Genomic DNA, 14,332 nt, shown 5'->3' with positions numbered 1-14,332 from the left:
CATTTTCTCTCTTCTTTTGTAACTTTTATCCCATCTTGATTATAGCACTCTACTGAAACCGAGGTAATGGTAATGATTTATAAAAGTCATATTAATAATTTGTAAAAGAGCAGGGAAAAAAAGGGTGCAGATGGAATTGTTGATTCAATAAGGAGGAGTAATATGAATATAGAGCCTAGAGTGTCAAAACCATCTAAACGTAGATTTGATCATGTATTTTCTATTTATTTATCTTTACCCATCTTGTCATGGGCATTATATGATTTTGCCAATACAATCTTTTCATCTAATATTACAACGATTTTCTTTCCCTTTTACTTGCAGGAAGCGATTGGAAACAACGCGAGGATGGAGCAAATAGCCAGCACCTTTATTTCGTATGCTAATGCGTTAGCTAGCTTCTTTCTAGTCATTTTCTCACCTCTATTTGGTGTGATGATTGACAAAAGTTCACAGAGGAAGAAGCCTTTATTTATCTTTACAATGATTACAGTAGGCTGCACAATTGCAATGGGGTTGTTTAGCTTCATGTCTAGTGAACAAACGATAGCAGGCCTTCCTATTACATTAATCATTATCATTTCTTTGTTTGTAGTTGCAAAATTCTTCTACCATTCTAGCTTAATTTTTTACGATAGCATGATGAGTGATTTAGGGACAAGAGAGCATTTGCCGCTTATTTCAGGATTTGGAGTAGCGGTTGGGTATGTAGGAACATTAGTTGGTTTAACGATTTATCCATTTATTAAGGAACCAAACTTTCATCATGCTTTTATTCCAACAGGCATCATGTTCTTTGTTTTTTCTTTACCACTTTTCTTATTTGTGAAAGAAAAAAAGCAGCAACCACAGCTCAATACAAAGAAGCCGTCTTTTGTAAGTGGATATTTAGAGATTTATCAAACATTTCGTGAAATGAAGTTGTATAAGCCAATTTTTACGTTTATGATTGTGTATTTTTTTATAAATGATGCAATTGCAACAACCATTGCAATGATGGCTATTTACGCAAAGGTGGTTGTTGGATTTACAACAAGTATGTTTATCTTGTTATATCTAGTTTCGACTGTGACAAGTATTATTGGCTCCTTTATTTTTGGTTATATTACGAAAAAGATTGGAGCAAAGCGTGCGATAACACTCGTAGCAATCATTCTAATTATGGCATTAGTTATGGCTGTAGGGGCAATCTCTAGTTGGATGTTTTGGATAAGTGGCAGTTTGTTTGGCGTTGCTTTAGGAGCCATGTGGGTCACAACTAGAACGCTTATTATCGAACTAACACCGCCGGAACGAAGAGGTCAATTTTTTGGGTTATTTGCTTTTTCAGGCAAAGTCTCTGCCATCATAGGTCCTTTATTATACGGAACGATTACATTGCTTTTCGCCAATCTTGGCAGTATAGCAAGTCGGATGGCTTTAGGTTCGTTACTTGTCTTGGCTGTTATCGGCTTAGTCATTCACCTGAGAGCTTCTTATGAAGTGACAAATCGTAGTTAAATATATCTAGAGAATCAATAACCTATGAAAACATCAATATACAATTTGATTTGCCAAATTGTTATAGCGCTATATAATAGAAGTAGATTAGAAGACTTTAACATGGAAGGGCGAAAATGGATGTTTAACGATAAAGGTATTTTACTCGAAAGTGGGACGAATGAACTGGAAATTGTTGAATTTGGAATTGGACCGATTCGTTTTGGAATTAATGTAATAAAAGTACGTGAAATTATTAATCCAGTACCCATTACTCCTGTACCAAATTCACACCATTATGTAGAAGGAATTATTGAACTTAGAGGAGAAGTTTTACCTATTGTTAATGTTGAAAAAGCATTAAAGCTAGCTCCCTCAGAGAATCCAGAAAAGGATAAATTTATTGTAACGGAATTTAATAAGCAAAAAATTGTATTTCATGTACATACAGTGACACAAATTCATCGTTTTTCTTGGAAAGACATTGAGAAGCCATCTGATATTTATCAAGGTCTTGAAACGCAAATAACAGGCGTCATTAAAATGGAAGGTGAAATGCTTCTTCTCCTAGACTTTGAAAAGCTTCTTACAGATGTGAATCCTGAATCAGGCATTAACATGAGTAAAATTAAAAAGCTTGGTCAACGTGATCGCTCCAATAAACGTCTTGTTATTGCTGAAGATTCACCACTCCTTCGTCAGATGATTAGTGACACGCTTGAACAAGCAGGATACATTTTCACTGATTTCTTTGAAAACGGCCAAGAAGCCTGGGCTTATCTAGAAAGCATTGTAGATGCAGGTAAAGCAATTGAAGATGAAGTACAGTTAGTGATCACAGATATTGAAATGCCACAAATGGACGGCCATTATCTAACAAAGAAAATTAAAGATGATGCACGTCTAACTATATTACCAGTCATTATTTTCTCCTCTCTGATTACAGAGGATTTACGTCATAAAGGAAAATTGGTAGGGGCGAATGCTCAAGTAAGCAAGCCAGAAATTGTTGAGCTTGTTGATTTAATTGATCGACTTGTACTTTAAATCAAACGTAAGAAAAAGCATGTATAAAAAAACGGCGGAAAAAGCGTAACGCTTTTTCCGCCGTTTTTTTGTCTCTCTGCTTCTTAAAAGAACTTTATAATCTAGAAATAGCTTTTGCCAAGAGGCTTAAACACAGGTGCTTGTCTTTGTTTTGGTTTATTCATAGGCTGTTGTGGCGGTAGTACGAGCAAATGCCCTATATACTTAGTTAACACTCGTTTTGCTTGTGATAAAGACATGTGTGTTTTGGGATTTCGATAAGAATGATTTAAGTGACCGAGGTGTGGTAATAGCTTGAAGTCTTCTTTTTTTGGTGGCATATGGAAGTAGTAATTATCAACTTTTACAAGTACGTCAGATCTCTGTCTACTATTACCAGGGTTAGATGAAAAATGAAGCCCTTCTTTTTTTGCTTTTCCCTCTAAAATTAACTGTTCGAGTGCAACTTTTTTTAGATTATACAATTCCTTTGGATCAGGAGCAGATTTAGCATGTCGGTTTACAGTGAAGATGGCTTGTGCAATCTCTGGTAAAGACGGTGCAATCGGTTCACGACCGTTTACGTCAGACATAACGTCACTCCTTTTATCTAAATTATCGCTATTGTCCTTATTATAGCTCGTCTTTTAAAATTTGCAAATGAAGGAGCAAATTCACAAAGAATCCGTGTTTCCTATAAGAAAAATAAACATTTTTAGTTTTGTTTAAAAATAACAGGTTATACAGATAATACATGAAACGCTATTTACAAAGTAAGAAGGTGTAAAAAACATGACAGATATTTTAATTGCCCTTATTCCTGCGGTAATGTGGGGAAGCATTCTTCTAGTCAGTGCAAAACTAGGTGGCTCTCCCTATAGTCAAACATTAGGTCTAACGATTGGAGCTTTGCTGTTTTCAATTGGAGCTTATTTTATTGTCCAACCAGAGCTATCAACAAAAGCAGTCATTGTGAGCTTTATATCGGGGGTTTTTTGGACATTAGGGCAAAAAAATCAGTTCTCAGCAGCTGATCAACTTGGAGTATCAAAAGCATTACCTATCTCGACTGGCATGCAATTGCTTGGCACCTCATTGTTTGGGGTGTTTGTATTTGGAGAATGGTCCACAAGAACACAGTTAATGATAGGGATTGCTGCTTTAATTTGTATCATTATTGGTGTTCTTTTTACATCGTTAAAAGATAAAGATGAAAAAGGTGAAGAAGGAAAGAAAAGCTTCACAAAGGGTATGATTATCTTACTTGTTTCGACAGTTGGTTATGTTGCGTATGTTGTCATTATTCGTTGGTTTGAAATAGATGGCTGGACGGCTATTTTACCTCAATCAGTTGGCATGATTGTAGGAGCTATTATTTTAACTATCCGTCATAAACCATTCGACAAATATGCAATTCGCAATACAATTACAGGATTTGTATGGGCTACAGGAAATATTGGACTTTTATTAGCGGTCCCAAGAGTAGGAGTCGCTACAAGTTTTTCTTTTTCACAGATGGGTATTATTATTTCAACCCTAGGCGGTATTTTTTTATTAGGTGAAAAGAAATCCAAACGTCAAATTGTATTTGTCATTATTGGCTGTTTATTAATCATTGCAGGTGGAGTTTTATTAGGATTTACAAAGAAATAAAGGAGTGAATGACATGTATGAACATTTAAAAGAAAAAGTTGCTATTGTAACAGGGTCAGCAAGTGGAATAGGTGAATCGGTAGCGGTTCGCTTTGGTCAAGAAAAAATGAAAGTAGTCGTTAACTATCGCTCAAAGCAAGAAGATGCATCAAAAGTTGTGAAGAAAATTCAAGAACATGGTGGAGAAGCGATTGCTATTCAAGCTGATATCTCAAAGGAAGAAGATGTAAAGCGTCTTGTTGAAGCAGCTCATACCTCCTTTGGTACATTAGATGTGATGGTAAACAATGCAGGTATTCAAAGTGAAGTGTCGTCTCATGAAATGTCTTTAGATGAATGGAATAAAGTGATCTCTGTTAATTTATCGGGAACCTTTTTATGCTGTCGTGAAGCCATTTCTTACATGCTCAAACACGGAGTAAAAGGATCTATTATCAATATGTCAAGTGTTCATGACATTATTCCCTGGCCACATTTTGTTCACTATGCATCAAGCAAAGGGGGAATAAAGATGATGACCGAAACGCTTGCGTTAGAGTATGCACCTAAAGGTATACGAGTTAATGCCATTGGTCCTGGTGCCATTAATACCCCTATTAATGCAGAAAAGTTTTCTGATCCAGGAGTGAAAGCAGGTGTTGAAAAATTAATTCCAATGGGATACATCGCCGAAGCGGAAGAAATTGCTTCAGTAGCAGCTTGGCTAGCTTCAAATGAATCAAAGTATGTAACAGGTATTACGCTTTATGCAGATGGCGGTATGACTTTATATCCGAGCTTCCAAGCGGGCAAAGGTTAAGAAAGAAGGCGTGAAGGTCGAATATAAACCCCAGTTCCGTTTGGAACAATAGAAGCTAATTCATTCACATCTTTGTTATACATACGAATGCAGCCTTTAGAGACAGCCTTGCCAATTGAGCTTGGATTATTTGTGCCATGAATGCCATAAGAAATTTTTGATAAACTTAGCCACATTGTACCAAATGGGCCACCTGGATTTGGTTCTCGATTCACGATAACGAAGTTTCCAATGGGAGTAGCACTTAGCATCTTCCCAACAGCAATGGGGTATGTTTTCACGACATCTCCTTTGTCTCGTAGCTCTAATTGACGCTCTGTTAAAAATACATGGATGCTGTAAGGGATTGATTCTTTGTCGGGAAGATTAGGAATCACAATCACTTGACCTGGAGAAATGACATTTGGATTTGGCAATGGATTCGCGGCTAAAAGAGTGGAAAGTGGTATTCGATAATCAATTGCAATAGATGCTAAGGATTCGCCGGGTTTTACAAAATGCTTCATTTAATGGACCTCCTTTTTAATATCATCATAAAGTAGCTTCATTTGCGTTTAGCATGCTTCATGTTTGTTATCCTTGCAATGAGTGTACTTAAAAAGCAGAATAATTGTATTGTTTTTTTATTCAAAATGTATAAAATAGTGTTAAAAAGCTTGTAAACGAAAAGGGTGTTTGAAGTAGATTGAAACAAAAATATGGCATGATTGATATTGGATCAAATACAATGAGACTCGTGATTTATGAATTGAAAAACGAGAAAAGCATTCGCCAAATTGAAAATGTAAAAGTAGTAGCTAGACTGCGTAATTACCTTGATCACCATAACATGTTAACGGATGAAGGTATTGAAGTGCTAGTCAATACATTGAAGAGCTTTCAAGTCATCACAAGACATCACACGCTCGAAAAAGTGAATTGTATGGCTACTGCTACTATTCGTCAGGCAAAAAATAAGCAAACCATTATGGATATAGTTGCAAAAGAAACAGATTTTACGATGAATGTGTTCTCCGAATACGAAGAAGCTTATTATGGATTCTTAGCGGTCATTCACTCTACTTCTATTCAAGAAGGTATTACAATCGATATTGGTGGAGGTAGCACTGAAGTGACGTATTTTCGCAATAGAGAGCTAGTAGAGTATCATAGCTTTCCTTTTGGTGCACTATCGTTAAAACTACAATTTGTTAAAGATAATATTCCAACTCTTAAAGAAAGAGAACAAATTAAAGCATTCATTCTTTCGCAATTTCAGTCTCTTCCTTGGTTGAAACATATTAATGTTCCGATTGTAGCAATTGGTGGTAGTGCTCGTAATATGGTTCAACTCCATCAAAGCTTTACACAATATCCACTCGCTGGTGTGCATCAATATGAAATGTCCTATGAGGATATCTGTTATGTACAAGAAAAGGTGGAAGCGTTGACTTATCAAGAGATTCAAAAGCTAGAAGGCTTATCAAAGGATCGAGCGGATACCATTGTTCCTGCTATTCAAGTGTTTAATACACTTTGCCAAGTAACAGATTCCAAACAATTTATTTTAAGCAGAAAAGGATTAAGAGAAGGTGTCTTTTTCGGGGAGATTATTAAGCGACATCCAGAAACTTTACGGTCAGATGTGCTAGAAAAAAGCTTACGTGAATTGATGGAGGATTTTGAGATTAATAGTGAACATGTAAAGCAAATACATAAGCTTTCTCAGATTGTATTTCAACAAATACGTGAGCACTACTCAACGTGTCTACATGAAGAAGATGTGAAGTTATTAGAACGAGCTGCTAAAGTATTTCACCTTGGTGAATATATTGACTCGGAGTCTAGTAGTCAGCATACGTTTTATTTATTGGCTAATCGAACCATTGATGGACTCAATCATAAAGAACGGTTAAAACTAGCGCTTGTGGCTTCTTATAAGGGAAAATCAGCTTTTAAGCAATATATTGAACCCTTTAAAGGTTGGTTCCACAAAGAAGAGTATAAAAAGCTATTAATGCTAGGTGCAATCTTAAAATTTACTCATAGTTTGAATGCAACAAAACGCGATGTTGTAGATCATTTAAAAATAACGGTAAGAGATGGAGAATTGTGCATGAGCATTATGTGTAATAGTGATTACCGTGCAGAGGAATATCAGGCAGAAAAGCAAAAAAAGCATTTAGAGAAAGTGTTGAAAGTACCTGTAGATCTTCAGTTTAGCCTTACTCTCTAAAGTTCCCGTCAAATTAAAAAAGCAATATAGGAGTCAACCACTCCTATATTGCTTTTTTATAAAGATAATGAAAATTGTTGCAATAGATAATTATAACGGAAAGAGAGGAAGAAATTCCTAATTTAACTAAAAAACAACCTAAAATTTACGAAATTTTAATATAATAGTGATAACTTGAAAGAAGAAAAAACTTCAAACAGATATTTTATTGAAGGTGGGACAAGTTACAATGGTTAATACAACAGGGAACATAATAGAAAGAAAGATATTAGCAGATCCGGTGTATTATAATAACCGCGAATTAAGTTGGTTAGCTTTTAATCAACGTGTATTAGAAGAAGCATTTGATAAACGGAATGCGTTACTTGAAAGGTTTAAATTTCTTGCTATTTTTAGCTCGAACTTAGATGAATTTTTTATGGTTCGCGTAGCGGGACTAAAAGATCAAGTAAAAGCGAATTTTAATAAACCAGAAAATAAAGCTGGATTAACCCCTAAACAACAACTTTCTGCCATTTCAAAAAAGAATCATCAATTAGTGCATCGACAATATGAGGTATTTAATGAGCAATTAATTTCTGCAATTGAAAAAGAAGGAATTAAAATTGTACCCATGAATGATGTACAAGATAATCAACTTTCCTTTTTAGAAACTTATTTTGACGAACAAATCTTTCCGGTATTAACTCCAATGGCTGTTGATGCATACCGACCGTTTCCGATGCTTTTAAACAAAAGCTTAAACTTAGCCATTATATTAGAGGAAAAAACAGAACAAGAAGGTAGCATTATGCAACTCAATGGTAAGTTAGCTCTTGTTCAAGTTCCAGCAGTTTTAGACCGTTTTGTTGAATTGCCAAATCAAGATGAGAAACGACACTTTGTGTTACTTGAAGATGTAATTGCTTATTTTATTCATAAAGTATTTACAGGGTATCAAGTAAAGTCTGTTACTCAGTTTCGCATTACGCGAAATGCAGATATGACCATTCATGAAGAAGGTGCAAGAGACTTATTGCGGGAAATTGAAAAAGAGCTAAAGAAACGCAAATGGGGAGCTGCTGTTCGATTAGAAGTAAGAGGAAAGAACTTTGATAATAATGTGCTAGCCTATTTAAAAGAGGAGTTAGAGATTCATGATAAAGATGTCTACATGGTAGAAGGACCTCTTGACTTTACATTTTTATTTTCGTTTTATAAAGAAGTGAAGCTAACGCATGAACATTTAGTAGAGGAAGTATTTATTCCTCAACCTCCAAAAGATATTGCTTCAGATGAGGACATTTTCGAAAAAGCACTTGAGCAAGATATTTTATTGCATCACCCATATGAGTCATTTGAGCCAGTGATTGATTTTGTTTCCGATGCTGCAGATGACCCAGATGTATTAGCGATTAAGCAAACACTCTATCGTGTAAGTGGTGATTCCCCTGTTATCAAAGCACTGCAACGCGCAGCTGAAAATGGAAAGCAAGTGACGGTACTGGTAGAGTTAAAAGCTCGTTTTGATGAGGAAAACAACGTTCAATGGGCGAAGGAGCTTGAAAAAGCAGGCTGTCATGTTATTTATGGAATGACGTATTTAAAAACTCATAGCAAAATCACGCTTGTTGTTCGTCGTAAACAAGGTAGAATTGAACGATTTGTTCACTTAGGAACAGGAAATTATAACGATGCAACAGCAAAGTTATATACAGATACAGGCTTAATAACAGCAAATCGAAAAATTGGAATTGATGCGACGAACTTCTTCAATTATTTAAGTGGATATACAGAAAAACCTCAATATCATCACTTATCTGTTGCACCGTTTGATATTCGTGCAAATTATATTCGTCTTATTGATCAAGAAATCGAGTTTCATAAAAAGCATGGGAACGGTCGCATTATCGCAAAAATGAATTCCCTGACTGATAAACCGATTATTATGAAACTATACGAAGCATCTAATGCAGGTGTGAAAATTGATTTAATTGTCCGTGGAATTTGTTGTTTACGTCCAGGAATTAAAGGGATTAGTGAAAATATTAACGTTACTAGTATTGTAGGACGATTTTTAGAGCATAGTCGAATTTACTATTTTCATCATAATGGAGAAGAAAAAATATTCTTTTCATCAGCCGATATGATGACAAGAAATATGATTAAGCGAGTAGAAATCTTATTCCCGATTTTTGATGGTCGATTAAAAAAGCGCGTGCAAAAGTGGCTAACAATTATGTTGTCGGATAATGTAAAGGCACGAGAACAGCATTCAGACGGAAGTTACCATTATGTGAAAAGAAATGAAAATGATCCCGTTATTGATAGTCAAAGGCTATTATATGAGATGGCTTATCATATCATGGATGACGAAGAATAAAAAAACAGCCGGGTCATTTCCGGCTGTTTTTTTATCTTGGCGTGTACGATTGATAAGGATAACCAGGTGTGGATGCTTGAGAACCAAATGCACCTGGATATCCGCCACCGCCAACAGGTGTAGGTAAAGGGTAAGGATATGGATAAGGAGTTGGAAGTGGATATGGATAAGGTGCTGGGAATGGAGGACAGCATCCTGGTCTACCAAAACCACCGCCGAAGCCACCAACCGCAAGTCCTCCTAATAGCCCACCGGCTAACCCTGCTACGAAAGGAAATCCAAAAAAACGTTGATCCCCGTAAGGAACATTACGATATGCTTGATAAGGGTAATGATACATCGTTTAACCTCCTAAGACTTTGTCTAGATAGTGTATGGAAATTCTTATAGTTGTGAGCCTGGCTTTTTATTGAATGGGTATTTTCTCTACATTGATATGTGTAAATGTGCTACTATTAAGAAAAAAAAAACTACTAATAGGTTGGGAATTATGTACAACGAGAACAGTCGTATATTAAATGATATTAATAAACTTGAAGAAATGATTGTGCAGATTATATTGAAGCATACACATGACCTTGTTTATATTATGAAAATAGATGAAGAGGGTGTGCTTCGCTATTTCTTTGTGAATGAAGCTGGTAAAACACATGCCAGCTTAGAAGAAGAATATAAAGGGAAAACTCTTCAAGATGTTTTGCCTTCTCATATCGCTACTCATTTACAGTTCTACTATGCGCTAGCGCAAACGAAAAAGCGAAAAGTTATTTTTCAAGACGAGGTCATTTTAAAAGATGGTCAAAAAATTAATGGAGAATCAGTGTTAACACCTATCATCGATGAAGAGGGAGTATGTAGGTTTATTGTATGTATTACAAGAGATGTTACAACTGTTGTAGATGAGAAAAATCGATTAATTGAAAGTCAACAAAGGTATAAGTCACTAGTTGATCACAATTTAGATGCTGTATTTGTACTAGACCTAAAAGGCAATCTATTACATGCCAATCCAGCTGCTTTTGAGACATTTGGGTATAAAGAGAAAGAGGTAGTGGGGCGTTCAGTTTTATCTCTTTTACAAGAAGGTGAGGTTCATTACTTTAAAGAAGTGTTAAGTAAAACAATTAAAGGTAGTGAGAGGAAAACACTCACGTGCAAAATGATTCATAAAAAAGGATATATTATTTGGACACAAGTAAAGACGGTACCTATTGTGGTTCATGATCATATTACCGGTGTATATGTGATTGTTCGTGATATCACAGAGCAGTTAGAGAATGAGAGATTAATGAAGAAGATGGCCTTTTATGATTACTTAACGAAACTTCCTAATCGAAATTCATTGAATGAAAGGCTTACAGAAGCCATCACCAATGCATCTAAGCGTCATGAACAGTTAGCGCTCATCTATATGGATTTAGATCGATTTAAATTTTTAAATGATACATTAGGTCACGATGCAGGAGATCAATTATTAAAGAGTGTAGCAAGAAGATTAGATTCATTATCAAATGATTACGTATCTGTATTTAGGCAAGGTGGCGATGAATTTGTTGTTTTAATTGAAGATACAACGATTGAACAAGCTGAAAGGCTTGCAAAACAAATTCTCTCCTTATTTTCTGTTCCATTTTCACTTAACTTAAATCAAGAATATTATGTAACACCTAGCATGGGAATTAGTATGTTCCCTAATGATGGTCAGGAGCGAGCAATGCTTGTAAAGTGTGCAGATATTGCGCTATATCGTGTGAAGGAGCAAGGAAGAGCTCATTATCAGTTTTATCACCACAGCATGCTGCAATCAACGCCGTATATGATGCTTATTGAGACAGGCTTAAGAAAAGCGATTAATCAAAATGAATTTGTTGTATTTTATCAGCCGCAAGTAGATTTGTGCGATGAGACCATTAACAGCTTTGAAGCGTTACTGCGCTGGAATAGTCCAACGTTAGGCTTTGTTGCACCAAACGAGTTTATACCACTTGCTGAAGATACAGGTCTTATTTTACCAATTGGTACGTGGGTTTTTGAAGAAGTTTGTCGCCAAATAAAAGAATGGTATGAAAAGGGTTATGGGTATAAAACGGTTGCTGTCAATTTGTCAACGAAGCAATTTCAACAATCAACCTTAGTTGAAACGATTGAAGGAATATTAAAGAAATTTAATATTCCTCCACATTGTTTAGAAATTGAAATTACAGAAGGTGCGTTGAAAGATGCAAGAGAGACCATTAGCGTGTTAAAAAGATTAAAAGAGATTGGTGTTCAAATCTCGGTGGATGACTTCGGAACAGGTTATTCCTCGCTAAGTTATTTGAAGCGATTTCCACTTGATTGCTTAAAAATTGATCAGTCGTTTATTGCGGAGTTATTAACAAATCCAACAGACGAAGCCATTACGACAACGATTATTCACCTTGCGCAAAAGTTGAATTTAACTGTTATTGCCGAAGGAGTAGAAGAACAAGAGCAGGCTCAATTTTTAAAAGAAATTAATTGTGAAAAAGCGCAAGGATACTATTTTAGTCGGCCACTTCCTGCTCACGAAGTGGAGAAATTCTTTCAACAATAAAAAAGCTCTATCATTTGTTTAGGAAGCCTGATTAAACAAATAATAGAGAGTGTACAGGCTTTCTCAAATCGCATGATTTGAGAAAGCCTTTTTTGTTGTTATGCTTTTCTTAATGTGAATATTGTTACTTCTGGGGTGGCTAAAAAGCGAAACGGTAGGCGAGTAGTGCCAAGTCCACGATTTACATAAAGTTGCATGTTTGATTGTCCCACTTCATAAGATCCCTCTGAGTAGACGGTTCCGAATGGTGGTGTAATGAGTGGGCCGTAAAAAGGAATTTGTATTTGTCCTCCATGACTATGTCCAGAAAGTTGTAAATCCACTTCATAGTTTGCTACTTTAACAGCTACATCTGGTTCATGAACCATCGCAATTGAAAACACATTATGCTGTAATTGATTGAGCGTTTTAGAGTATTCGGGTTTACCAAGCATGACGTCATCTAAACCACAAATATGAATAAACGTTTGATCGACCAGTTCAATTTTATGGACTTCATTCGTTAGGAGTTTGAAATCTGCTTGGTGCATAATTTCCTTATACAATTCCGTACCATATCCGCCGTGATCGTGATTTCCATATATGGAATATTTTCCGAGAGGTGCTTGTATTTGCTTTAAAATAGGGGCTACTTTATTTGTGTAAGGATATTCATTTGGAATATCAATTAAATCACCTGTGAATAAAACGATGTCAGGACGTAGTGCATTCATTTTTTCAACTAGATTTTGTAGTTGAGGTAAGTGATAAGACAAGCCAAGATGTGTGTCGCTAAATTGTAAAACGTTTATCCCATCAAAGCTTGCAGGGAGATTTGATGCGCTAATTGTTTTACGAACGATATCCAATCGCTTTGGTTCAACGTACTTTGCGTACGCATAGCCACCGCTTGCTGCTAAAATACTACCAAAAGAAAGTGATAAAAAACGCTTCAAAAAAGATCGCCTAGTGTACGTCTTTTCCATTGTAAAAACCAACCTATTATTTATTTTGTGAATCTTTTTTTATTATATCATTGTTTTTTTACCGATAACAATTTGAAGATTAGAGAAAAAGAGGTAAAATAATAGTTGTAATAGTCAAAAAAATTCAAAGGGGTATGAGAGAATGAAAGAAAAAGTAGTTATTGTTACAGGTGGTTCAAGTGGGATGGGGAAATATATGGCAAAGCGATTTGCTGATGATGGCGCTTACGTTGTCATTACAGGTAGAAATGAAGAGAGATTACTAGAAACAAAAGCTGAAATTGAAACTTTTGAAGGACAAGTATTACCTGTTACGATGGATGTGCGTAACCCAGAAGATGTAGCAAGAATGGTTGCAGAGACAGATAAGGCTTTTAAGCGTATTGATTTCCTTGTGAATAATGCGGCAGGAAATTTCATTTGTCCAGCAGAGAAGCTATCAACAAATGGATGGAATAGTGTGATTGATATTGTGTTAAATGGGACATTTTATTGTAGCCAAGAAGTAGGTAAGTATTGGATGGAACACCATATAAAAGGGGCTATTACAAACATTGTTGCAACGTATGCATGGAATGCAGGAGCGGGTGTTATTCATTCTGCTTGTGCAAAATCCGGTGTACTAACGATGACACGAACACTTGCTGTAGAGTGGGGACGAAAATATGGAATTCGCGTAAACGCCATTGCCCCAGGACCAATTGAGCGTACAGGCGGAGCGGAAAAGTTATTTGAGTCTGAAAAAGCAAAGGAGCGTACACTTCATTCAGTTCCATTACAGAGACTTGGTACACCTGAAGAAATTGCTGCTCTAGCTGCCTTTTTATTTTCAAAAGAAGCATCCTATATCAATGGCGAGTGCATCACAATGGATGGAGGACAGTGGTTAAATCAATTCCCTTTTTAATCTACAAATCAAATCTATATGAGAAAAGTTTGATTCTTTAGCCAAAAAACAACGTGTAAGGTGCGTATCTTCTTCCGTCCAGTTTGTCCGTCGCTGACCACGCGCCTTACGCTTTTCTGGTATGTCTAGCTACAGGGGCCAGCGACTAGCAAACTTCCTGCTCCTCCTTACGATAAGGCAACATCGGATCACTACGTTCTCCGTGTTTTCTTTATCTCATGCGGAGCCGTCCAGTTTGTTCGTCGCTAATCAGGCCCCTTACGCTTTTCTGGTATGTCTAGCTACAGGGGCCAGCGACTAGCAAACTTCCTGCTCCTCCTTACGATAAGGCAACATCGGATCACTACGTTC

Annotated in this window: 12 protein-coding genes; 8 read left to right on the top strand and 4 right to left on the bottom strand. The window is 36.2% G+C overall.

The window, feature by feature from the left end; genetic code table 11:
* Positions 1-162: 162 nt before the first annotated feature.
* Positions 163-1,500 (top strand): MFS transporter, encoded by a 1,338-nt coding sequence (locus tag JOC83_RS17480; RefSeq protein WP_205188685.1) that lies wholly within the window; start codon positions 163-165, stop codon positions 1,498-1,500.
* A gap of 120 nt (positions 1,501-1,620) precedes the next feature.
* Positions 1,621-2,526, top strand: coding sequence for a chemotaxis protein (locus JOC83_RS17475; protein WP_205188795.1), 906 nt, complete (start codon positions 1,621-1,623; stop codon positions 2,524-2,526).
* A 101-nt stretch (positions 2,527-2,627) separates the two neighbouring features.
* Here the strand turns inward: JOC83_RS17475 and JOC83_RS17470 are convergent, their stop codons facing one another.
* Positions 2,628-3,098, bottom strand: a complete 471-nt coding sequence (locus tag JOC83_RS17470) for a YkyB family protein (protein ID WP_205188684.1) — start codon at positions 3,096-3,098, stop codon at positions 2,628-2,630.
* A 199-nt stretch (positions 3,099-3,297) separates the two neighbouring features.
* Between JOC83_RS17470 and JOC83_RS17465 the strand changes: the two genes are divergently transcribed.
* Positions 3,298-4,158 (top strand): GRP family sugar transporter, encoded by an 861-nt coding sequence (locus JOC83_RS17465; protein ID WP_205188683.1) that lies wholly within the window; start codon positions 3,298-3,300, stop codon positions 4,156-4,158.
* A gap of 13 nt (positions 4,159-4,171) precedes the next feature.
* Positions 4,172-4,957 (top strand): glucose-1-dehydrogenase, encoded by a 786-nt coding sequence (locus tag JOC83_RS17460; protein WP_205188682.1) that lies wholly within the window; start codon positions 4,172-4,174, stop codon positions 4,955-4,957.
* On the opposite strand, the gene JOC83_RS17455 is transcribed toward JOC83_RS17460, so the two are convergent.
* Positions 4,954-5,463 carry a L,D-transpeptidase family protein gene (locus JOC83_RS17455; RefSeq protein WP_205188681.1) on the bottom strand — a complete coding sequence of 170 codons (510 nt, stop codon included), beginning with the start codon at positions 5,461-5,463 and terminating at the stop codon, positions 4,954-4,956. The genes JOC83_RS17460 and JOC83_RS17455 overlap by 4 nt on opposite strands.
* Positions 5,464-5,660: 197 nt before the next feature.
* On the opposite strand from JOC83_RS17455, the gene JOC83_RS17450 reads away from it, so the two are divergent.
* Both JOC83_RS17450 and JOC83_RS17445 read left to right on the top strand, forming a co-directional pair.
* Positions 5,661-7,172: a Ppx/GppA family phosphatase gene (locus JOC83_RS17450; protein ID WP_205188794.1), complete on the top strand. Its 1,512-nt coding sequence runs from the start codon at positions 5,661-5,663 to the stop codon at positions 7,170-7,172.
* Between the two features lie 229 nt (positions 7,173-7,401).
* A complete protein-coding gene (locus tag JOC83_RS17445; RefSeq protein ID WP_205188680.1) occupies positions 7,402-9,534 on the top strand; it encodes an RNA degradosome polyphosphate kinase in 2,133 nt (710 codons plus the stop codon).
* A 31-nt stretch (positions 9,535-9,565) separates the two neighbouring features.
* Here JOC83_RS17445 and JOC83_RS17440 read toward each other — a convergent pair whose 3' ends face one another.
* Positions 9,566-9,874 carry a hypothetical protein gene (locus JOC83_RS17440; RefSeq protein ID WP_205188679.1) on the bottom strand — a complete coding sequence of 103 codons (309 nt, stop codon included), beginning with the start codon at positions 9,872-9,874 and terminating at the stop codon, positions 9,566-9,568.
* A 150-nt stretch (positions 9,875-10,024) separates the two neighbouring features.
* Here JOC83_RS17440 and JOC83_RS17435 point away from each other — a divergent pair, with 150 nt between their 5' ends.
* Complete coding sequence (locus JOC83_RS17435; RefSeq protein ID WP_239583615.1) at positions 10,025-12,109, top strand: sensor domain-containing protein; 2,085 nt, start codon at positions 10,025-10,027, stop codon at positions 12,107-12,109.
* Between the two features lie 98 nt (positions 12,110-12,207).
* Here JOC83_RS17435 and JOC83_RS17430 read toward each other — a convergent pair whose 3' ends face one another.
* A complete protein-coding gene (locus JOC83_RS17430; protein ID WP_205188678.1) occupies positions 12,208-13,074 on the bottom strand; it encodes a metallophosphoesterase in 867 nt (288 codons plus the stop codon).
* Between the two features lie 142 nt (positions 13,075-13,216).
* Here JOC83_RS17430 and fadH point away from each other — a divergent pair, with 142 nt between their 5' ends.
* Positions 13,217-13,981: a 2,4-dienoyl-CoA reductase gene (fadH, locus tag JOC83_RS17425; RefSeq protein ID WP_205188677.1), complete on the top strand. Its 765-nt coding sequence runs from the start codon at positions 13,217-13,219 to the stop codon at positions 13,979-13,981.
* Positions 13,982-14,332: the final 351 nt, after the last annotated feature.

This window comes from Priestia iocasae, assembly GCF_016909075.1.
Lineage (GTDB): Bacteria > Bacillota > Bacilli > Bacillales > Bacillaceae_H > Priestia > Priestia iocasae.
This window is presented reverse-complemented; position numbering and strand designations above follow the sequence as displayed.